Consider the following 20,636-nt stretch of genomic DNA (forward strand, 5'->3'; position numbering starts at 1 on the left):
CACCGCCTCAGGTGTTCCTCAGTCCACCCCGGCCAGGTGCTTCGCCCGGGTGAACACGTCGTCCAGCATCGCCGGTGTGAGCCGTCCGGTGAATGTGTTCTGCTGGCTGACGTGATAGCAGCCCAGCAACGCCGGCACCGACTCGCCGGACCAGTGTGCCCCATGACCGAACGCCGGTCGCGGTGTGGGCGGTCGCTGCCCGTACACCTGGCGTAGCACCGGCCACCACGCGGCCCACGCGAACGCGCCGAGCGCGACCACGACGCGCAGCGTGGGACGGACCAGTTCGACCTCGCGGTGCAGCCACGGCGCGCAGGTGTCCCGCTCGGCCGGGGTGGGTTTGTTGTCCGGCGGCGCGCACCGCACGGCGGCGAAGACGCGGGTGTCGCGCAGCGTCAGGCCGTCGTCGGCGGACACGCTCGTCGGCTGGTTGGCCAGCCCGGCGCGGTGCAGCGCGGCGAACAACACGTCGCCGGACCGGTCCCCGGTGAAGATCCGGCCGGTGCGGTTGCCGCCGTGCGCGGCGGGCGCCAGGCCGAGGATGGCGATCCGCGCGTCCGGCGGGCCGAGGCCGGGCACCGGCCGTCCCCAGTAGTCCTGGTCGCGGAACGCCGCCCGCTTGACCAGCGCGACCTCCTCGCGCCACGCCACCAGGCGCGGGCAGGCGAAGCAGTCGCTGACCGCGCCGTCGAGGTCGGCCAGGTCGGTCGCCCGCGCGGCGCGGGCGACCACGTCCTGCGGGGTACGCGACTCAGCCAAGCTTCGCCCGGAACAGTTCCAGCGTGCGGGCCCAGGCGGTGGCCGCGGCCCGCTGGTCGTAGTGCTCCGGCCGGTCCTCGTTGAAGAACGCGTGCGCGGTGCCCGGGTAGTCGAACGTCTGGCAGGTGCCGCCGGCCGACTCGATGGACCGGCGTACGCTCTGCACCCCGTCGGCGGCGGACAGGCCGTCCGCCTCGGAGCAGTGGATGAGCGCCGCCTTGCCGGCGTAGCCGGCCCAGCCGCCCTCGTCGGCCGCCCCGACGGCCATGCCCTCCCAGGGCAGGCGCGGATAGAACCCGGCGGTGGCCACGATGCGCTCGGAGAGCGTGGCGGACCACAGGGCCAGGCTGGCGCCCGCGCAGAACCCGGCGCAGCCCACCTTGCCGGCGACCTCCGGCCGGCTCGCCAGGTATTCGGCGGCGGCGGCGATGTCGGTCGCCGCCTCGTCCATCTGAGAGCTGTTGAGCATCAGCTGCGGCTCGGTCGGCTTCACGGCCGGCCCGCCGTGCCGGAAGTCGGGCGCGAGGGCGACGAAACCGGCCTCGGCGAAGCGGTCGACCACGGCCCGGACGTGGGGCACGAGACCCCACCAGTCCTGGATGACGATGACCGCCGGGCTGGCCGCACCGCCGGAGGGTATCGCGAGATACCCCTCGCTCGTCCCCCCGTTGCCGGTGAAGCTCACCATCTCGCCCATGGGCCCGTCCTCCTTGCGGTCAGTCAACGTTGGCTGGTCGCACAGTTGGCTGTTACGTGCCGGTAGCGTGCCACGCGGTGAGCGGCCCGGGGAAGACGGAACAACAGTGGCATTCACCTCCTGTAGAACTCACAGCCGAGTAGTGGACGTCAGCCGCCCCAGCCCGGCGAGATCTTGGAAGCTTGCGGCCCTTATGAGGGCCGTTTCCTTCCAAGATCTCGCGGGATCGAGCGCTCTCAGGGAGTTGACGTGGGTTCCGGGGAAGCGCTGGTGGTGGGCACGGTCGGGGTGGCGCTGTCCGTGGGCGCGGGTGCGGGCGGGGCGATCGACGGTGAGACCGGCGGGCCGAACGGGGCCAGTTCCGGGCAGTACGGGTAGGTGTTACGCATCTCCGGCACCGCGCCCGTGTCGGCCATGCAGCTCGGCCAGCCGAGCGTGATCGGCACGCCGTTCTGGTCGAAGAGCCGCGCGTCGCGGATCAGCCGCCCCTGCTGGTCGTAGACGAAGACGTCCTCGATCCGGTCGTACCGGTGGTCCACCGACGTCTGCTCGTAATCGCGGTAGACGTCGGTGTCGGCCCGCTCGTCCACCTGGGCCAGCACGGCGAAGGAGAACAACAGCAGCGCGGCGGTGGTGATCTGGTGCAGTTGCCGCCGCCACCCGGCGATCCCGGCCGAGCGGCGACCCCACCACATGGACGCGACTACCGCGCCGATGAGCAGCAACAGCCCCATCGAGCTGTTGCCGTCCAGCCGGGGCACCAGGCCGGACCGGCCGTCCACCATCCACGCCACGATCAGCGCGGCCAGCCAGCCGCGCACCAGCCACCAGGCCGGGCGCAGCGGACGCAGGAAGTCGCTCACCGTCTCGTGCCCGAGCACCGGGCCGAGCTGGCGGTCGAGCAGACGCAGCTGGGTGGCCGCCTCCCGCCGGGCCTCGGCGAGGCGGTGGAAACGCGTCGGCCGCCGGCTCGGCTGGGCACCGGCGACGGCGCGCAGCTCGGCGGCGTACGCCTCGGGGGTACCCAGCCGGTCGACCAGCGTGCCCTCGCCCTCGGCGGCGACCTCCGCGAGGTGTTCCGGCAGTTCCTCGGTCAACTCGTCGCGGACCTCCGGCGGCAGGTCTGCGAGCGCCGCCCGCACCCGGTCGACGTAGTCCGTGATCTCCTGCCCCATGACGGTCATGCCGCCATCCCCCGATCGTCGAGCAGCGCGTCCATGGTGGTGGCGAACGAGCGCCAGGTCTTGCCGGAGCGGGTGAGCTGGTCACGCCCGGCGGCGTTGAGCGAGTAGTACTTGCGGTGCGGCCCGGACTCGCTCGGCACCACGTACGTGGTGAGCAGACCGGCCGCGAACAGCCGGCGCAGCGTGCCGTAGACCGAGGCGTCGCCGACCTCGGTGAGACCGGCCTCGCGTAGCCGCCGCAGGATGTCGTAGCCGTACCCGTCCTCGTCCTTGAGCACGGCGAGCACCGCCAGGTCGAGCACGCCCTTGAGGAGCTGCGTGGTATCCACACCCCGCACACTAGTGCGCAATCCGCACTACCGTCAACAACACAGCACCCCTTCAGCAGGAGGAGGGTGGGCGGCAGGTGGCCGGCTAGGCGAGACTCCAGGCGGTGCCGTCCGGCAACTGCGACAGCATCTCCGCCGATGGCTCAGACGTAGAGCTTGCGGAGCTCGCGGGCGATGTCCGAGACCTCGGTCAGGGTGCCGCTTGCCACCGACATCACGAGAGCCTCGGCCTGATCAACGTCGACATCCTGGATCGGCACCTCGTTGAGGGCCAGAAACACCCGCCCCGCCGCCCAGGCGAGACGCTTGTTCCCGTCAATCAGCGCGTGGTTCATGCAGACCGAGTGCAGCAGCGCGGCGGCCTTGGTCCAGAGATCGGGATAAGCCTCCTGGCCGAACGCCACGGTGGCCGGGCGGACCACCGCCGATGAGAGCAGACCGAAATCACGGACCTGCGGCGTCCCACCCAGCACGATCGAGGCGATCTCCACGAGGTCGTCGACCTCGAGATAGTGGATCACTCCGCCAACCGCCGCAGCAGCTCGGCGTCACGCTCGGCAACCTCCCGCGCAAGATCCCGCACGCGGGCACGATGACTGCGCGTCGAGACGTACTCCTCGACGGCCACGACGATGGTGGCGTTCATCGACCGGTGCTCCTGCTCGGCAAGCTGCTTGAGCCGTTCGTGCAGTCCCTCAGGAAGATTGACAGTGGTGACCATATGGAAATCATACCGGCCACACGCAGGGGAACCACCTATCCCGAGGTCGCCGCGAGGCTCCAGGCGATGCCGTCGAGGATGTCGTGCTCGGAGGCGACCACCGACGGCATCCCGGCCCGCTCCATGATGATCCGCAGCACCAGCGCGCCCGCGCCGATCACGTCGGCCCGCCCGGGGTGCATCACCGGGTACGCCAGCCGCTGCTCACTGCTCTTGCCGAGCAGGTCGGCGGTCACCTCGGCCACCTGCTCGTACGAGATGCGGGCGTGGTGGATGCGGCTCGGGTCGTACTCCTGGAGCCCCTGCGCCAGGGCGACCACTGTGGTGACCGAACCGGCGAGCCCGACCAGCGTGGCGGCCTCGCGGCCGGGCACGACGGCGAGCGCGCGGTCGACGGCGGCGGCGATGTCGGCCTCGGCGGCGGCGATCTCGGCAGCGCCGGGCGGGTCGCCGTGCAGGTGCCGTTCGGTCATCCGGACGCAGCCGATGTCCACCGAGATCGCGCCGCGCACCCCGTCGGCGCGGGTGCCGACCACGAACTCGGTCGAGCCGCCGCCGATGTCGACCACCAGGTACGGCGGCTCGGCGTCGGCGGGCAGGCCGCGCACCGCGCCGGTGAACGACAGCCGTGCCTCCTCGTCGCCGGTCACCACCTCGGGCGGTACGCCGAGCGTGCGCTCGACCATGGCACGGAAGTCGGCGGCGTTCGAGGCGTCGCGGGAGGCCGAGGTGGCGCACATGCGTACCCGCTCGGCGCCGGACTTCTCGATCTCGGCCGCGTAGTCGGCGAGCGCCACCCGGGTCCGCTCGACGGCCTCCGGGGCGAGCATGCCGGTCTGGTCGACGCCCTGCCCCAGCCGGACGATCTCCATCCGCCGGCTGACGTCGCGCAGCGGCGCCGTCTCCCCGGCGGACGGGTCGGGCAGGTCGGCGATCAGCAGTCGGATCGAGTTGGTCCCGCAGTCGATGGCGGCCACACGCGCACTCACGGCGCCCACCCTACGGCAGCCCGCGCACGGTCAGAGGCGCAGCAGCATGCGGGTGTTGCCCAGGGTGTTGGGCTTGACCCGTTCCAGGTCCAGGAACTCCGCGACACCCTCGTCGTAGGAGCGCAGGAGCTGCTCGTACACCGGCTGCGGGACGGGGGCGCCGTCGATCTCGCGGAAGCCGAACGAGCCGAAGAAACCGGTCTCGAACGTGAGCACGAAGATCCGGCCGATGCCCAGCTCACGCGCCGAGTCGATCAGCTCGCCCACGATCCGGTGCCCGATCCGGTGGCCCCGGCAGGACGGGTCCACTGCCACCGTCCGGATCTCGGCCAGGTCCTCCCACATGACGTGCAGCGCGCCGCAGCCGACCACGGCACCGCTCGACGTCACCGCGACCCGGAACTCCTGCACGTCCTCGTACAACGTCACGGTGGCCTTGCTGAGCAGCCGACGATCGTCGGTGTAGGTGTCCACCAGCCGCCGGATCCCACGCACGTCAGTGGTGCGGGCCCGGCGGACAGTGATCTCGTCGGCGCTCATCTCACTCCGCCGGCGGCACGTCCACGCAGGGGCCGGCCGCCCACCACTTCTCCACCAGCGCCAGCGTCTCGTCGCCGAACGGGTTGACCCCCGGCCCGGCGGCGAGCGCGTGCCCGAGGTGCACGTGCAGGCACTTCACCCGCCCCGGCATGCCGCCGGCCGAGATGCCGGCGATCTCCGGCACCTCGCCGATCGCCTCCCGGCGGGTCAGGTAGTCCTCGTGGGCCGCCCGGTACCGCGCGGCCAGCTCCGGATCCTCCGCCAGCCGCTCGGCCATCTCCTTCATCAGCCCGGCCGACTCCAGCCGGCTGCACGCCGCTGTGGCACGCGGGCAGGTCAGGTAGAACAGCGTCGGGAACGGCGTGCCGTCGGCCAGCCGGGGCGTCGTCTCCACCACGTCGGGCAGGCCGCAGGGACACCTGTGGGCCACCGCGCGGGTGCCGCGCGGCGGGCGTCCGAGCTGCGCGGCCACCGCGGCCAGGTCGGCCTCGGTGGCCGGCTGGCGCTCCGGCGGGGGTACGGAATCCGCCGCCGGCTCCTGCGGTGGTACGACGCTCACCGCGCCGCCTTCGTTCGCGACTGCGGGGCTCGCAAATCCGGCTCACTCCTCGCGCTCACAGGAAGTGCCTTTCGTGTGGTGCTCACTTGTCCCCGCGGTCGGCGTTCGCCGCCCGCACGCTCGACCACAGGGTGTCGTACCAGGGCTCGGGCTGTTTCGGCGCCCCCGGCTTCACGTCCTTGCCGGCGTCCTTCGCGGCGCCCTCCGGATCGGAGAGCACCACCAGCAGCGTCTCGCCCGGCTTGCCCATGAAGAAGCGCTCCCGGGCCTGCGTCTTGACGTACTCCGGGTCCTTCCACTTGGCCGCCTCGGCGGTGAGCCGCTCGATCTCGTCGCGCTGGGCGGCCTGCGCGGCCTCCATCCGCTCGATGTCGGCCTGCTGGTCCAGGTAGACCCGGACCGGATAGGTGTACGCCAGCGCGAGCGCGATCAGCACCGCGAACAGCACTGTGGCGCGGCCGGTGAAGCGCCGGGGTTGGGGTGCGGTGAGCCGCTTGACCGGACCACCGGCGGCGGTACGCCGGGCCGCGGCGGGACGGCTCGCGGGACGTACGCCGTCGGTGGCACGGGACGCGCCCGGTGACCGGCCGGCGGCGCGCGCCTCCGCGCGGACGCCGTTGTCGCGTGCCGTGGACCGGACCCGGGCCCCGCCCGCCCGGCCGGGCTGACCCGGCCGACGGGCGGGCCGCTGGCCACCCGGTGTGCGGCGCTGCTGCATCGTCACACCCCTCCCCCGGAGCGCTCGCTCAGGCCGAACGGTAGCGCGGGAAGGCGCCCGCCCCGGCGTACCGCGCCGCGTCGGCCAGCTCCTCCTCGATCCGCAGGAGCTGGTTGTACTTGGCCACGCGGTCCGAGCGGGCCGGTGCGCCCGTCTTGATCTGCCCGCAGCCGGTGGCGACGGCCAGGTCGGCGATCGTGGTGTCCTCGGTCTCGCCGGAACGGTGGCTCATCATGCACTTGAAGCCGGCCCGGTGGGCCAGGTCGACGGCGTCGAGCGTCTCGGTGAGCGAGCCGATCTGGTTCACCTTGACCAGCACCGCGTTTGCGGCCTGCTCGGCGATGCCCCGGGCGATGCGCTGCGGGTTGGTCACGAACAGGTCGTCGCCGACGATCTGGATCCGGTCGCCGAGCGCGGCGGTGAGGGTGGCCCAGCCGCTCCAGTCGTCCTCGGCCAGCGGGTCCTCGATCGACACGATCGGGTAGTCGCCGGCCAGCTTGGTGTAGTAGTTGCTCATCTCCTCGGCGCTCTTGGCGCTGCCCTCGAACGTGTAGGTGCCGTTGTCGAAGAACTCGGTGGCGGCCACGTCGAGCGCGAAGACGATGTCGGTGCCGAGCCGGTAGCCGGCCTTCTCCACCGCCTCGGCGATCAGGTCCAGCGCGGCGGCGTTCGTGGGCAGGTTCGGGGCGAAGCCGCCCTCGTCACCCAGGCCGGTCGACAGGTCCTTCTTCTTCAGCACCGACTTCAGCGCGTGGTAGACCTCGGCGCCCGAGCGCAGCGCGTCCCGGAACGTCGGCGCGCCGATCGGCGCGATCATGAACTCCTGGATGTCGACGTTCGAGTCCGCGTGCGCGCCACCGTTGAGGATGTTCATCATCGGCACCGGGAGCAGGTGCGCGTTCGGGCCGCCCAGGTAGCGGAACAGGCTCAGCTCGGCGCTGCCGGCGGCGGCCTTCGCCACGGCCAGGGAGACGCCGAGGATGGCGTTCGCGCCCAGCTCGCCCTTGTTGTCCGAGCCGTCGATGTCGATCATCTTCTGGTCGATGAGCCGCTGCTCGCTGGCCTCGTAACCGATGAGCTGGTCGACGATCCGGTCCTCGATGTTGGCGACCGCCTTCTCGACACCCTTGCCCAGGTAACGATCCTTGTCACCGTCGCGCAGCTCGACCGCCTCGAAGGCGCCGGTGGAGGCGCCGGACGGCACCGCGGCACGGGCGATCGTGCCGTCGTCGAGCCCGACCTCGACCTCGACCGTCGGGTTGCCCCGCGAGTCCAGGATCTCCCGGGCGACGATTCCCTCGATGGTTGCCACTGAGTCGCTCCTCGTTTGTGTGGTTCCGGTCCATATGGGCCGCGACGGTGCGGCTGAGGCAGGTGTTGAACGCAGCGTATCGGTCCCCGCCCCGCCGCACGCCGCTCGGGGCAGCCCTCGACGCGCCTGCTGAGACGGACATTCCCGGATTACCGGTCGTCAACCGGCAACCGGTTTGCGAGACGTTGCGCCGATCGACAAGGCTGGGCATCATGCCTGCCGCCACGACGACTCTCCGCGTGCTCGCCGCCTCGGTCATCGCGTCGCTCTCGGTCACCGGCTGCCAGGCCCTGGACGACGCGAACGTCGCGCTCGGCCGCTCCGACCTGGTCAACGACCTCGCCGCGCGGATGGACCGGGCGCTGGAGCAGACCTGGGCCGCCGACTACCAGATCGACGGCGGCCGGACCGCCTCGATCGCGCAGACGAAGAAGCCGCTGCGCTCCACGTACACCTGGCCGGGCGGCAAGATCACGGTGACGCAGGAGTCGGTGACCCGGTGCGCGAGCACCGCCGCCCGCACCTCCTGCACCGTCTCGCCGCCCGTGCTCACCGCCGGCAAGCCGTCGGTGGTCGTCTACGACGAGGCGCGCAAGGAGGGCCTCGTCACGCCGCCCGCGGTGATCCGGCTGCTCACCGCGGCGGCGCTCGATCCGGAAGCGGTCATCGAGCAGAGCGACACCACGCTCGCCGGCCGCCACGCCACCTGCGTCGACGTCACCCACGGCGGGGAACGCTTCAGCGCCTGCGTGACGACCGAAGGCGTGCTGGGGAGCTTCTCCGGCACGCTCGACGGCAAGCCCGCCGAGGTGACGCTGAGTCGCTACACCGAGAGCGTCGAGGCCGCCGCGTTCGCCGTGCCGGCCGGCGCCGGTGTGGTGGACCGCCGCCCCACCACGTCGTGACCCCGCCCGACGGTCCCCCGTCCGAGGCCGAGGCCGGGGCCACCGGCGCTCGCCCGGCGCGCGCCGGATTCCTGCCCGCTGCCGATCACGGGCGGCCGCCGCGGCGCGACGACCTGGCGCTGCCGGTCTCCGGACGGAAGCTGCTGACCGGCCCGGACGAGCAGCCGCTGCGGATCGGCGCGCTGCCCGGCGACCTCGCCTGGACGCCGGTCGGCACGCTCGACGGCATACCGGCGTGGGCCGCCGAGGTGACCGATCCGGAGTCGCTGCCCGGCCGGTGGCGCAGCTGGCGCGGCCTCGCCGCCGAACTACCGGCACCCCGCGCCGACCTGGCCGGGCGGGCGCTCGCCGTGGTCAACTGGCGGCGTACGCACAGGTGGTGCGGCGCGTGCCGGGCCGAACTGGCCGACGTGCCGGGCGAGACCGCGCGGCGTTGCCCGGAGTGCGAACTCACCTCGTTCCTCCCCCTGTCCGTCGCGGTGCTGACCGCGATCACCCGGCCCGGCCCGGCCGGTGGGGCCGACGAGCTGCTGCTGGTCCGCCACGCGCACGGACCGACGCAGCTGTGGGCGCTCGTTGCCGGGTTCGTCGAGGCGGGCGAGTCGCTGGAGGCGGCGGTGCACCGCGAGGTCGCCGAGGAGGTCGGCCTGACCCTGCGGCGACCGGCCTACGTGGACAGCCAGCCGTGGGCGCTGTCCGGGCCGGGCACGCTGCTCGCCGGGTTCACCGCCGAGGTGACCGACCCGGCCGCCGAACCGGCCCCCGACGGCACCGAGCTGACCGAGGCGCGCTGGTTCCCGGTCGACGCGCTGCCCGCCGAGCTGCCGCCCGCGTACTCGCTGTCGCGCTGGCTGATCGACGCGGCCGCCGGCCGCCGGTGAGCCCTCACACCCCCAGCAGCGTCCGCAGGTGGCGCGGCGGCGGGCAGTCGTGCGCCAGCATGGCGTCGTGCCAGTCGCGCAGCGGCACGCCGTCCGGCCGCGCGGCGGCGATGTCGGCCATCTCGCTGTAGCCGACGAAGTAGGTGGACAGCTGCGTCGAGGTGAGCAGCGCCCGCCGCCACTTGCCGGCCGCCTCGCCCTCCTCCTGGAAGCCACGCCCGGTCATCAACGCCATCGCCTCGGACTCGGGCAGGTCGTCGCAGTGCACGAGCTGGTCGAGCAGCGCGTTGATGGTCATCCGGAGCTGCATCTTGAGCTGCTGCAACCGCACCGGCAGGCCGCCGAAGCCGAGCCCGGCCATCAACTCCTCGGCGTAGACCGCCCAGCCCTCGACGAACACGCCCGACTCGGTGAGCGCGCGTACCCGGGTCGGGCCGTCGTAGCGGCGGGCGTGCGCGAGCTGGAGGAAGTGGCCGGGCATCGCCTCGTGCACCGTCAGGTTGCGGATCATGTGGTCGTTGTACTCCCGGTAGAACGACTCGATCCGCTGCGCCGGCCAGTCCGCCGGGGTGGGCGAGATGCAGTAGAACGTCGGCACGTCGGCCGTCTCCAGCGGGCCCGGCGAGTCGCAGTAGGCCACCGCCACGCCCCGCGCGAACTCCGGCATCTCCTGGATGACGCACGGGTCGCCGACCATGCTGACCAGGTCGTGGTGGCGGACGAAGTCACTCGCCTCGTCCAGCGTCACCGAGGCCAGGTCGACGATCGTGGCGTCGTCCGGGTGCTCGGCGGCCAGCAGGTCCAGCGCCCGGCGTACCGTCTCGTCGTCGGCCGGACCACCGACCAGCTCGACCGACGCCGCGCGGATCTCCTCGGTGACCCGGTCGAGGTTGGCCCAGGCGCGGCGCTGCACCTCGGCGGCGCTCAGCTCGGTGTCGAGCGTGTGCCACAGCCGCGCCTCCCACCGCCGCCGGCCCAGCCGCGGGTCACGCCCCGGGCCGGCATCCGCGGCCAGGCCCTGCCGCAGCCAGGCCACGAACTCCTCCAGCGCGGCGATCGCGTCGGTGGCCGCCGCGCCGACCCGCTCACGCAGCGCCGGCGCCTCGGCCAGCAACCCGGGCACCTCGTCGCGGATCAGCGCCGCCGTACCGGTGAACTGCCCGACCGCCGTCTCCGCGTGGACCCGCGGCATGTCCCGCAGCGTCGCGCGCGCTGTCGACAGCGCGTCGGGTACGGCCGACAGGCGCCCGACCAGGCTGGTCAGGCGCTCCTCGGCCGGGGCGAAGGGACGGGCCAGCAGGGCGTGCAGCAGCGGTCCCGGGTTGTGGCGCAGCGGATCCCACTCGTGGCCGCGGATCTCGCCGGCCTCGAACAGACCCCTGTCGACGAGGCTGGTGAGCAGCGCGTGGTCGACGCTCTCCGCCGGGTCGAGCGCGTCCGGGTCGATTTCCGCGAGCGCGTCGGCGGCGTCCTTGAGCATCGCCTGGTCGGCCGCGAGGGCATCGGCGGAGAGGTCGGGCAGGCGGTCGTCGTAACGGTGGTCCCCGGCGAAGGTGGCCAGCCCGGGCCGGCTCTCCAGCAACGCCTCCACGATCCGCTCCGCCAGCGGCACGAACGACTCCATCCCCCGACCCTACCGACCTCCGCTCCCTCCGCGCCCTCCCCGCGCCCTCCCCGCCCCTCCGCGTTGATCAAGGAGTTTGCGTCCCGCTCAGCGCCCCCCGACGACACAAACTCCTTGATCACCACGGCGAGTCAGCTGGACGGCCCGTGCCGGCGCTGCCGCCGGCCCTCGACGCGCTGGCTGGTGGGCGCGAGCGCGCCCAAGGCCGACGTAGATCTTGGACGGAAACGGCCCCTATAGGGGCACTTTCGTACCAAGATCTCCGCTGATCCCGCGATACGAACGGCGAGTCTCGCCTTCCGGGAGGCGCGGCTGGGCGGGGCCGGGTCGGCTCGGCGATCTTGCACTTTGCGCCCGGGCAGATCGGGCATTTGCGGCACCGCTCGGGCCGAAAGTGCAAGATCGCCAAGGGAGGGCAGGGAAGGGTGGGGCGCGGAGGGGCTAGGCGGGGTTGGTGGGGGTGGGGCGTTCGGCGGCTCGGACGGCTTCGGCGTACGCCAGGGTGGCCCGCCGCAGGGCGGCCTCCGGGTCGATGCCGGCCTGCCGTGCGGCGGCGACAGTTGCGAGCAGGCTCGCTCCCAGCCGGGCCTCCGGGTCCACCTGCGACTCGGCAAGCGGGGGCGGTACGGCCAGGCCGACCCGGCCGGCACGGTCCAGGATCTTCGCGGCCAGCGAGAGCGCGGGCTGGCTCAGCGCGATGCCGTCGAGCACCGATTCGCGGGTCTTCTCGGCCCGCTTGATCCGCTCCCAGTTCGCCTCGATCTCCTCGATCGAGCCGGCCGGCTCGCCGGAGAAGACGTGCGGGTTACGCCGCACCATCTTGTCGACCAGGGTCCCCGCCACGTCGTCGACGGTCCAGCTCTTGCCCTCCGGCAGGTTCTCCGCCAGCCGGGCGTGCAGCAGCACCTGGAGCAGGACGTCGCCCAGTTCCTCGCGGAGCGCGTCGGTGTCGTCGGCGCTGATCGCGTCGTACGCCTCGTAGCACTCCTCCAGCAGGAAACCGGCCAGGGTGCGGTGGGTCTGTGCCCGCTTCCACGGGTCGCCGCCCGGCGAGGCCAGCCGGTCCATCACCTCGACCGCGTCGAGCAGCCGGGCGCCGGGCGGGTCCCACGAGCCGTACATCAGCTCCAGTTCGGCCAGGGCGGGCTCGCGGGCCAGCCGCAGGCCGAGTTCGCGGGCCAGCGCCTCGTCGCCGGTCGGGCCGGCCAGCCACACCGCCCCACCGTGCGCCGCCGCGGCGTCGAGCAGCGCCGGGGTCGCACCCTCGGTCACCACGTTCACCTCGGCGCCGGCCGTCCGCACCGCCCGGGTCAGCTCGCTCTCCGCACCGGCGAGGACCGGAGCGGAGCGTACGGCGTCCCAGGCGGCCGAGGTCAGCAATCCGGCGGGCAGCCGGGGCGAGGTGACGAGCAGGACGATGCGCGCGGTCATGCGGCTCCGGGAGCCGGCGAACCGGAGGCCGGCGCCTCGGGCGTCGAGATGTCGGTGACCGGGCCCTCCTCGTTGACGTACGGCAGGGAGTAGAAGACGAACGACTGGCCGGTGTTCACGAGCGACGGCACGCCGGTCACGCCGAACCGGGGGTTGACGCGGACGTCCGTCTTCTCGGCCTGCTGCTGGAGCGCGTTGCTGAGGGCGGTGGCGGTACGCACGAACCCGGCCTCGCCGAACGCCTGCCGGACCTGGTCGACGCTCATGCCCGGCTGGATCGCCCCGGTCTTCTCGATGGCCCGGTAGACGGCCATCAGGGACTCGTCGCTGAGGTCGGCCGGGGGCAGGCTCTGCTGGAGCGTGCCGGAGAGGTCGACCCACTCGCCCCACAGCTTCGTGTACTCGGTGGTCGCCGGCATGCGCAGCTCCTGCTGGAGCTGCTCCGGGGAGATCTGGTCGGCGACCTGGAGACCCTTCTCGGCCGCCACGCGCTTGCCCAGGTCGATCGCGACCAGCAGGTTCAGCACGTCCTGCCGGGTCACCGAGGACCGCAGCTCCGCCGGCGAGGGCGTCTGCGGCGCCTGGCTACGGACGGCGTCCGCGTACTGCCGTTGCGCGTCCTCGTAGATCGCGTCGACCCGGTCGACCGAGTACCGGGTGTCGCCGACGTATGCGGCGACGTCCGGGGCGGAGCGGCCACAGGCGGCGAGAGAGAGCGCGGCGAGGGCCGCGACGCTGACGGCGACGAGGGAACGGCGAGCACGCATGAGGGTCACTCTCTCACGCCCCGTACCGGCCTGTGACTCCACCCACCTCATCGGGCACCGGCCACGGAACCGGCAGAACCGGCCAGCTCCTCGGGCTTGCCCCGTCACCTTCCGCTCGCCACTGCGGGGCTGGCAGAACCGGCCAGCTCCTGGGGCTTGCCCCGTCACCTTCCGCTCGCCACTGCGGGGCTGGCAGAACCGGCCAGCTCCTCGGGCTTGCCCAGCACATCGGCCAGGAGCTGCCCGCACCACTCCAGCAGCGCCTGGTCGCGCAGCGGTTCGCCGCCGATCCGCCGGGTGCTGGGCCGGGGCACGCTGACCTGGTCGAGCGCCTGCTTGTAGACCGAGTCCGGGTGGTAGCGCTTGAGCCGCATCTGCTTGGAGTCGGGCAGCGGCAGCGGGCCGAACCGGATGTGCTTGCCCTGCATCGACACGTCGGTCAGCCCGTAGCGGCGGGCCAGCAGCCGGAACCGGGCCACCGCGACCAGGTTCTGCACCGGCGCGGGCGGCTCGCCGTACCGGTCGGTCATCTCGGCGACCACCTCACGCAGGCGCTCCTCATCGCGGGCCTCGGCGAGCTTGCGGTACATCTCCAGGCGCAGCCGCTCCACGGCGACGTAGTCGTGCGGCAGGTGCGCGTCGATCGGCAGGTCGACCTTGACCTCGGTCTCCTCCTCGGTGCTCTCGCCCTTGAAGGCGGACACGGCCTCGCCGACCATCCGCACGTAGAGGTCGAAGCCGACGCCCTCGATGTGGCCGGACTGCTCGCCGCCGAGCAGGTTTCCGGCGCCGCGGATCTCCAGGTCCTTCATCGCCACGTACATGCCGGCGCCGAGTTCGGTGTGCTGGGCGATGGTGGCGAGCCGCTCGTGCGCGTTCTCGGTCAGCGGCTTCTCCGGCGGGTAGAGGAAGTAGGCGTACGCCCGTTCGCGGCCGCGGCCGACCCGGCCGCGGATCTGGTGCAGCTGGGCCAGGCCGAGCAGGTCGGCCCGCTCGACGATGAGGGTGTTGGCGTTGGGGATGTCGATGCCGGACTCGACGATGGTGGTGCAGACCAGGACGTCGAACTCCTTCTCCCAGAAGCCGACCATCACCTTCTCCAGCGCCTCCTCGCCCATCTGGCCGTGCGCCACCGCGACCCGCGCCTCCGGCACCAGTTCCCGGAGCTTGCGCGCCGTCTTCTCGATCGACTCGACCCGGTTGTGCAGGTAGAAGACCTGACCGTCGCGCAGCAGCTCACGGTGGATGGAGGCGGCCACCTGCCGGTCGTCGTACGCGCCGACGAACGTGAGCACCGGGTGCCGCTCCTCCGGCGGGGTGGCGATGGTGGACATCTCCCGAATGCCGGTGATCGCCATCTCCAGCGTGCGCGGGATCGGGGTGGCCGACATGGCGAGCACGTCGACCGAGGCGCGCAGCGTCTTCAGGTGCTCCTTGTGCTCGACGCCGAACCGCTGCTCCTCGTCGATGATGACCAGCCCCAGAGACTTGAACCGGGTGGACGCCTGGAGCAGCCGGTGGGTGCCGATGACGATGTCGACGGTGCCGGCAGCGGCCATCTCCAGCGTCTGCTCGGTCTCCTTCGGCGTCTGGAACCGGGACAGCTGCCGGATCGACACCGGGAACTGGCTCATCCGCTCGGCGAACGTGTTGTAGTGCTGCTGCACCAGCAGCGTGGTCGGCACCAGCACGGCCACCTGCTTGCCGTCCTGCACCGCCTTGAACGCCGCGCGTACCGCGATCTCGGTCTTGCCGTAGCCGACGTCGCCGCAGATCAGCCGGTCCATCGGGACGGTCTGTTCCATGTCCCGCTTGACCTCCTCGATGGCGGCCAGCTGGTCGGGTGTCTCCTGCCAGGGGAACGCGTCCTCCAGCTCCCGCTGCCACGGGGTGTCGGGGGCGAAGTTGTGCCCCTTGGACGCCTTGCGCGCGGCGTAGAGCTGGATGAGCTGCGCGGCGATCTCACGGACCGCCTTGCGGGCCCGGGCCTTGGACTTCTGCCAGTCCGAGCCGCCCATCTTGTGCAGCGTGGGCTGCTCGCCGCCGACGTAGCGGGAGAGCTGGTCGAGCTGGTCGGTGGGGACGAAGAGGCGGTCACCGGGCTGGCCGCGCTTGCTCGGCGCGTACTCGATGACCAGGTATTCGCGGCTCGCGCCGTTCACCGTGCGCTGCACCAGCTCGACGTACCGGCCGATGCCGTGCTGCTCGTGCACCACGAAGTCGCCGGCCTTCAGCTCCAGCGGGTCGATGGTGTTGCGCCGCCGGCTGGGCATCTTGCGCATGTCGCGGGTGGACGTGCCCCGGCCGCCGGTGACGTCGTTGCCGGTGAGGAGCACGAACTTCGACGCCTCGTCGACGAAGCCGGCGGTCAGGCAGCCGCACGACACGAGCAGCTCGCCGGGCGCGGGCGCGGCGGGCACCTCCTCGGTGAGGCGGGCGCCGAGACCGGCGTCGCGCAGCACCTCGACGGCCCGCTGGGCGGGACCGTGCCCCTCGAACACCAGCGCGATCGACCAGCCCTCGCCGGCCCACCGCTTCAGGTCGTCGACCACCCGTGCGGTCTCGCCGTGGTAGAGCGGGGCCGGCTGGGCGGCCAGACTCACCGCGATGGCGTCGTCGGGGGTGACGTCGACAGCGGCCGGCTCGTCCTCCCAGGGCTGCCGGGCCGGGGCGGCGTCGGCCTCGACCAGGCCGAACGGCGCGAGCGTCCACCAGGGCTGGCGCAGGGCGCGGGCCGCCGTGCGTACCTCGGCCAGGGTCTTGAAGGCGGCGGCGCCGAGGTCGACAGGGGCCTGGCCGCCGACGGCGGCCGCGGCCCAGCTGGCCTGGAGGAACTCCTCCGAGGTACGGACCAGGTCGTGCGCGCGGGTGCGGATGCGCTCCGGGTCGCAGAGGAGGACGTGGGTGCCGGCCGGCATGCAGTCCACGAGGAGTTCGAGCGCGTCGGCTCCGATCAGCGCCGGGGCCAGCGACTCCATGCCCTCGACCGGGATGCCCTCGGCCAGCTTGTCCAGGATCTCGGCCAGCTCGGGGTGCTCGGCGGCGAGCGCGGCGGCCCGCTCCCGCACCGCCGGGGTCAGCAGCAGTTCCCGGCACGGCGGCGCCCAGAGCTGCGCGACGCCCTCGATGGTGCGCTGGTCGGCGACCGCGAAGGTGCGGATCTCCTCCACCTCGTCGCCCCAGAACTCGACCCGGGACGGGTGCTCGTCGGTGGGCGGGAAGACGTCCAGGATGCCGCCGCGCACGGCGAACTCGCCGCGCTTGGTGACCAGGTCGACCCGGGCGTACGCCATGTCGGTGAGCCGGCGGGCCACCTCTTCCAGGTCGGCCTCGTCACCGGCGGCGAGCTGGACGGGCTCCAGGTCGCCGAGGCCCTTGAGCTGCGGCTGGAGCAGCGAGCGGACCGGCGCGACGACCACCCGCAGCGGCCCGGTACGGCCGTGCGCGTCAGCGGCGTCCGGGTGGGCGAGGCGGCGCAGCACGGCCAGGCGGCGCCCGACCGTGTCGGAGCGGGGCGACAGCCGCTCGTGCGGCAGCGTCTCCCAGGACGGGAAGACCGCCACCTGCTCCGGCGGCAGCAGGCTGCCCAGCGCGGAGGCCAGGTCGTCGGCCTCGCGGGTGGTGGCGGTGACCGCGAGGACCGGGCGGCCCGCGCCGCCGGCCGGCTCGTCGGCGGCGACGGCTGCGACAGCGAACGGGCGCAGCGCGGCGGGGGCGGTCAGGTCGAGCCCGTCGACCTGCGCGGCACCGGAGCGCGCCAGGTCACGCGCCCGGGCCAGCCCCGGGTCGGCCAGGGCGGCGGAGAAGAGTCCGGTGAGCATCAGTGATCACTTCCAGCGGCTTCGACACACGACGACGACCCCGCGTCCAGCCGGACGGGGGGTGCACCGTTCGAGCCTATCCCCCCGCACCGACGTTCCGGGGCCGCCCGAATCTGGATCTTGACCGGCCGCGGCCGGGCGTGGTGCGGTGGGCGGATGATCGAGTATCGGACGGTCTTCGACGCCGAGGTGGTTTTCTCCAACGGTGGCGGGCTGCGCACCGACGGGTTCCGGCTGGACGTGCCGCACCCGGACGTCACCGACGACGAGGTGGCCGCGCTGCTGGTCCGGCACCTCGGGCTGCTCATGGTCGGCGAGGTACGGATCACCAACCGGACCGTCGTCGAGGAGCCGCACAAGGGCGGGCGGGGCCTCGACGTCCCGGCCTCCGGTGGGCGGAAGCTCGTCGAGCTGAGTCACGTGATCACCGAGGGCATGGTCACGCTGCCCGGCTGGCCCGGACCGTCGATCACCGACTGGCTGACCCGGGAGGAGTCCCGGGAGCGGTACGCGCCGGGTGTCGAGTTCCACGTCGCGCGGATCAACATGATCGCCAACACCGGCACGTACGTGGACACGCCGTCGCACCGCTTCGCCGACGGCCCGGACCTGACCGGGATGCCGCTGGACCGCCTCGCCGACCTGCCCGGCCTGGTGGTACGCGTGCCGGCCGGTACGCGCGCGGTGGACCGGCTGCTGCTCGCCCCGTACGACGTGGCCGGGTGCGCGGTGCTGCTGCACACCGGCTGGGACGCGCACTTCGGCACCGACGCGTACGCCGCTCCGGAGGCGCCCTACCTGACCGGTGACGGCGCGCAGTGGCTGGCCGAGGCGGGCGCGGCGCTCGTCGGCATCGACTCGATCAACATCGACGACATGACTCCGGCGGCAGCCGGTCAGCGCCCGGCGCACACCGGCCTGCTGGCCGCCGGCATCCCGATCGTGGAACACCTGACCGGTCTGGACGCGCTGCCGCCTACCGGTTTCCGGTTCACCGCCGCCCCGCCACGGGTGGCCGGCATGGGCACGTTCCCGGTCCGCGCCTTCGCCGTCGTCGACGCCTGACCCACGCCGGCGCCGGCCGGACAGCGCCGGGTGGAACGCCATGGGTGTCGAAACAGCGCGGAGACACCCATGGCCGGCGTCGTCAGTAGCGCACGGCGATCCGGCGCTCGACCGCGTCCACCCGGATCTCGCCGCCGTACGGGATGATCAGCTGCGGGTCGGTGTGGCCCAGGTCGACGTCGAAGACCACCACCGGGTCGCCGGCGTACGGGGCGAGCGCCGACAGGATCGCCTCCCGCTGGTCCTCACTCCAGGCCAGCCGCTGCGCCACGGTATGCGGCCGGTCGAAGTCCCACGCCTTGGGGCGGCCCACCACGATCGCCGGTACGGCGGCGAGCAGACCCCGCTCGCCCATGTTGCGCACGATCCGGAAGACCTCCTGCGCGGGCGGCATCTCCTCCGACGTCTCCAGCACCAGCACCGAGCCGGCCAGGTCGGCCGCGCGCGGAACGCGGTCGGCCGCCATCAGCCAGTGCAGGATCTCCAGGTTGCCGCCCCAGGTGCGGCCCCGCACCACCTCGGCCGGGCCGTGCCAGCGCCAGCCCTCGGACGGGTACATCGGCGGCTCCCCGGCCAGCGCGGCCGGGTCGCGCCAGTCGCACGGCTCGTCGCCCCACTCGGGCGCGGCGGTCAGCTCGTACCAGCCGGAGGTGAACAGCGCGGCGCGCAGCGAGTCGAGCGTGAGCGGGTGCGGCTTGCCGGAGCGCCCGAGGTGCACCAGCACCGAGCCGCCGTGGTAGCCGACGACGCCCAGCCGGTAGAGGTGGTTGAGCACGTTGGTGTTGTCCGAGTAGCCGAAGTACGGCTTCGGGTTCGCCCGCAGCACGTCGTCGTCCAGGTACGGGGTGACGGTGATCAGGTCGTCCCCGCCGACCGTCGCCAGGACGGCGGTGATCGTCGGGTCGGCGAACGCGGCGGTCAGGTCACGTGCCCGGTCGCGCGGGTCGGCGCCCATGACCCGGGTCGTCGGATACTCCACCGGTTCCAGCCCCAGCTCGTCGCGGAGCCGGCGCAGCCCCAGCTCGTACACGTGGGGGAAGAGACCCGGCAGGCCGGCGGAGGGCGACACCACCGCGACCCGGTCGCCCGGCTGCGGTTTGGCGGGGTAGACAGGCACGTTCATGGCCCGACGCTATCGGCCCGGGCCAGCGGTTTTCGCTCGACGAAACCCCACGAGCCGGACATATGCCGGCAATAGGCTGTGGCCGTGGACGACGAGCCGGAGCTGCGTACCCGGGACTGGCTGCCGCGCACGGCGGCGCTGATCCTCGGCACCCTGGCGCTGGCCAGCGCGTTCATTGCCGCCTACGTCGGCGCGCTGCACAAGCCGGACCCGCGCGACGTGCCGGTCGCCGTGGTCACGAACGACCAGCAGGCCCAGGCCGTGATGTCCGGCGTCCGCGCCCGCACAGACACGATCAAACCCGTCGGGTACGACAGCCTCGACGCCGCCTCCGACGGCCTCAACGACAGGTCGGTGTACGCGGTGCTCAGCTCCGCCCCGGACGGCGGCCTGACCCTCGCCACCGCCAGCGCCGGAGCGCCCGCCGCCAGCGAACTCGTCACCGGGGTGTTCACCGAGGCGGCCCGGCAGGCCGGGGTGCCACTTCAGGTCACCGACGACGTGCCGGTCTCCGCCGACGACCCGCGCGGCCTGGTGCCGTTCTACCTGGCCGTCGGCGTGGTGCTCGGCGGCTACCTGGCGTCCACCGCCCTCGGCATCTCGCTCGGCACCAGCCCGCGCAGCCTGCGCCGGGCCGGGCTGCGGATCGCCACGCTCGCGGTGCACGCGATCCTGCTCGGCGTCATCGGGGCGATCCTGGTCGGGCCGGTGCTGGGTGTGTTCGCCGGACACGCGGCGACGGTGGCGGTGGTCGGCGCGCTCGCCGCGTTCGCGGCCGGGATGGTCGCCGCCGCCGTGCAGGGCTGGCTCGGGCTGCTCGGCACCGGCATCGTGATCCTGCTGCTCGTGGTGCTCGGCAACCCCGGCTCCGGCGGCATCTACGCGCCCGAGTTCCTGCCGCCGTTCCTGCGCGGCATGCACCGCTGGAACGTTCCAGGCCTCGCCACCGACCTGTTCAAGTCGGCCATCTACTTCGACTGGCGCGGCGGCGGGTGGGCGTTGACCGGGTTGCTGCTCTGGGTGCTCGCCGGCCTGGCCGGTCTGCTCACCGCGACCATGTTCCGCGCCCGGCGGCGGCCGCCGCCGGGTCGGCACGCCGCCGACCGGGGCTGACCGGCGGGCCGTCCCAGAGTGCAGATCATCACGCCGTCCCCCTCCTGCCCACCGGGGGCACGCGGATACCATCCAGAGGAGTCGGACAGCGCTGTCCT

Annotated in this window: 20 protein-coding genes; 4 read left to right on the plus strand and 16 right to left on the minus strand. The window is 72.9% G+C overall.

Annotated features, from left to right (window positions below; all coding sequences use genetic code 11):
* Positions 1 to 18 precede the first annotated feature (18 nt).
* The 11 genes from ACGFIA_RS04285 to eno all read right to left on the minus strand — a co-directional run bounded on the left by ACGFIA_RS04285 (position 19) and on the right by eno (position 7,808).
* Positions 19 to 732 carry a uracil-DNA glycosylase gene (locus tag ACGFIA_RS04285; RefSeq protein WP_357381811.1) on the minus strand — a complete coding sequence of 238 codons (714 nt, stop codon included), beginning with the start codon at positions 730 to 732 and terminating at the stop codon, positions 19 to 21.
* A 19-nt stretch (positions 733 to 751) separates the two neighbouring features.
* Positions 752 to 1,456, minus strand: coding sequence for a dienelactone hydrolase family protein (locus tag ACGFIA_RS04290; protein ID WP_357381679.1), 705 nt, complete (start codon positions 1,454 to 1,456; stop codon positions 752 to 754).
* A 236-nt stretch (positions 1,457 to 1,692) separates the two neighbouring features.
* Entirely contained in the window at positions 1,693 to 2,640 is a 948-nt protein-coding gene (locus ACGFIA_RS04295; protein ID WP_357470172.1) for an HAAS signaling domain-containing protein, read from the minus strand.
* On the minus strand, positions 2,637 to 2,969 hold the full coding sequence (locus tag ACGFIA_RS04300) for a PadR family transcriptional regulator (RefSeq protein WP_030271259.1): 333 nt from the start codon (positions 2,967 to 2,969) through the stop codon (positions 2,637 to 2,639). The genes ACGFIA_RS04295 and ACGFIA_RS04300 overlap by 4 nt, the downstream gene beginning before the upstream one ends.
* Positions 2,970 to 3,112: 143 nt before the next feature.
* Positions 3,113 to 3,490 (minus strand): type II toxin-antitoxin system death-on-curing family toxin, encoded by a 378-nt coding sequence (locus tag ACGFIA_RS04305; protein WP_116504050.1) that lies wholly within the window; start codon positions 3,488 to 3,490, stop codon positions 3,113 to 3,115.
* Positions 3,487 to 3,690 (minus strand): Arc family DNA-binding protein, encoded by a 204-nt coding sequence (locus tag ACGFIA_RS04310; protein WP_357470169.1) that lies wholly within the window; start codon positions 3,688 to 3,690, stop codon positions 3,487 to 3,489. The genes ACGFIA_RS04305 and ACGFIA_RS04310 overlap by 4 nt, the downstream gene beginning before the upstream one ends.
* Before the next feature lie 35 nt (positions 3,691 to 3,725).
* Positions 3,726 to 4,667 (minus strand): Ppx/GppA phosphatase family protein, encoded by a 942-nt coding sequence (locus ACGFIA_RS04315; protein ID WP_357470352.1) that lies wholly within the window; start codon positions 4,665 to 4,667, stop codon positions 3,726 to 3,728.
* Between the two features lie 42 nt (positions 4,668 to 4,709).
* Complete coding sequence (locus ACGFIA_RS04320; protein WP_357470166.1) at positions 4,710 to 5,219, minus strand: amino-acid N-acetyltransferase; 510 nt, start codon at positions 5,217 to 5,219, stop codon at positions 4,710 to 4,712.
* A gap of 1 nt (position 5,220) precedes the next feature.
* The gene (locus ACGFIA_RS04325) at positions 5,221 to 5,778 is read right to left on the minus strand and encodes a DUF501 domain-containing protein (protein ID WP_135243360.1); all 558 of its coding nucleotides are present in this window, start codon (positions 5,776 to 5,778) and stop codon (positions 5,221 to 5,223) included.
* A gap of 82 nt (positions 5,779 to 5,860) precedes the next feature.
* Complete coding sequence (locus ACGFIA_RS04330; protein WP_357500173.1) at positions 5,861 to 6,496, minus strand: septum formation initiator family protein; 636 nt, start codon at positions 6,494 to 6,496, stop codon at positions 5,861 to 5,863.
* A 28-nt stretch (positions 6,497 to 6,524) separates the two neighbouring features.
* The gene (gene eno / locus ACGFIA_RS04335) at positions 6,525 to 7,808 is read right to left on the minus strand and encodes a phosphopyruvate hydratase (protein ID WP_013284093.1); all 1,284 of its coding nucleotides are present in this window, start codon (positions 7,806 to 7,808) and stop codon (positions 6,525 to 6,527) included.
* Positions 7,809 to 8,020: 212 nt separating this feature from the next.
* On the opposite strand from eno, the gene ACGFIA_RS04340 reads away from it, so the two are divergent.
* Together ACGFIA_RS04340 and ACGFIA_RS04345 are read left to right on the plus strand one after the other, a co-directional pair.
* On the plus strand, positions 8,021 to 8,713 hold the full coding sequence (locus tag ACGFIA_RS04340) for a hypothetical protein (protein WP_357500070.1): 693 nt from the start codon (positions 8,021 to 8,023) through the stop codon (positions 8,711 to 8,713).
* Positions 8,710 to 9,594: an NUDIX domain-containing protein gene (locus ACGFIA_RS04345; RefSeq protein ID WP_357470156.1), complete on the plus strand. Its 885-nt coding sequence runs from the start codon at positions 8,710 to 8,712 to the stop codon at positions 9,592 to 9,594. Before ACGFIA_RS04340 ends, ACGFIA_RS04345 begins: the two co-directional genes overlap by 4 nt.
* 4 nt (positions 9,595 to 9,598) lie before the next feature.
* Here ACGFIA_RS04345 and ACGFIA_RS04350 read toward each other — a convergent pair whose 3' ends face one another.
* From ACGFIA_RS04350 to mfd, 4 genes are all read right to left on the minus strand, one after another.
* Complete coding sequence (locus tag ACGFIA_RS04350; RefSeq protein ID WP_357381658.1) at positions 9,599 to 11,218, minus strand: DUF885 domain-containing protein; 1,620 nt, start codon at positions 11,216 to 11,218, stop codon at positions 9,599 to 9,601.
* A gap of 441 nt (positions 11,219 to 11,659) precedes the next feature.
* Complete coding sequence (locus ACGFIA_RS04355; RefSeq protein ID WP_357500072.1) at positions 11,660 to 12,649, minus strand: nucleoside triphosphate pyrophosphohydrolase; 990 nt, start codon at positions 12,647 to 12,649, stop codon at positions 11,660 to 11,662.
* Positions 12,646 to 13,416, minus strand: coding sequence for a hypothetical protein (locus ACGFIA_RS04360; RefSeq protein WP_357381654.1), 771 nt, complete (start codon positions 13,414 to 13,416; stop codon positions 12,646 to 12,648). Before ACGFIA_RS04360 ends, ACGFIA_RS04355 begins: the two co-directional genes overlap by 4 nt.
* 164 nt (positions 13,417 to 13,580) lie before the next feature.
* A complete protein-coding gene (gene mfd, locus ACGFIA_RS04365) occupies positions 13,581 to 17,237 on the minus strand; it encodes a transcription-repair coupling factor (protein ID WP_357470146.1) in 3,657 nt (1,218 codons plus the stop codon).
* A 156-nt stretch (positions 17,238 to 17,393) separates the two neighbouring features.
* Here mfd and ACGFIA_RS04370 point away from each other — a divergent pair, with 156 nt between their 5' ends.
* Entirely contained in the window at positions 17,394 to 18,302 is a 909-nt protein-coding gene (locus ACGFIA_RS04370; RefSeq protein ID WP_357470143.1) for a cyclase family protein, read from the plus strand.
* 82 nt (positions 18,303 to 18,384) lie between these two features.
* Here ACGFIA_RS04370 and ACGFIA_RS04375 read toward each other — a convergent pair whose 3' ends face one another.
* A complete protein-coding gene (locus ACGFIA_RS04375; RefSeq protein WP_357381647.1) occupies positions 18,385 to 19,425 on the minus strand; it encodes a S66 peptidase family protein in 1,041 nt (346 codons plus the stop codon).
* Between the two features lie 84 nt (positions 19,426 to 19,509).
* On the opposite strand from ACGFIA_RS04375, the gene ACGFIA_RS04380 reads away from it, so the two are divergent.
* Complete coding sequence (locus ACGFIA_RS04380; RefSeq protein WP_357381645.1) at positions 19,510 to 20,538, plus strand: hypothetical protein; 1,029 nt, start codon at positions 19,510 to 19,512, stop codon at positions 20,536 to 20,538.
* The last annotated feature ends 98 nt before the right edge of the window (positions 20,539 to 20,636 follow it).

Origin of the sequence: Micromonospora sp. NPDC049203 (assembly GCF_043197215.1) — a bacterium.
In the GTDB taxonomy this organism is placed as follows: Bacteria; Actinomycetota; Actinomycetes; order Mycobacteriales; family Micromonosporaceae; genus Micromonospora.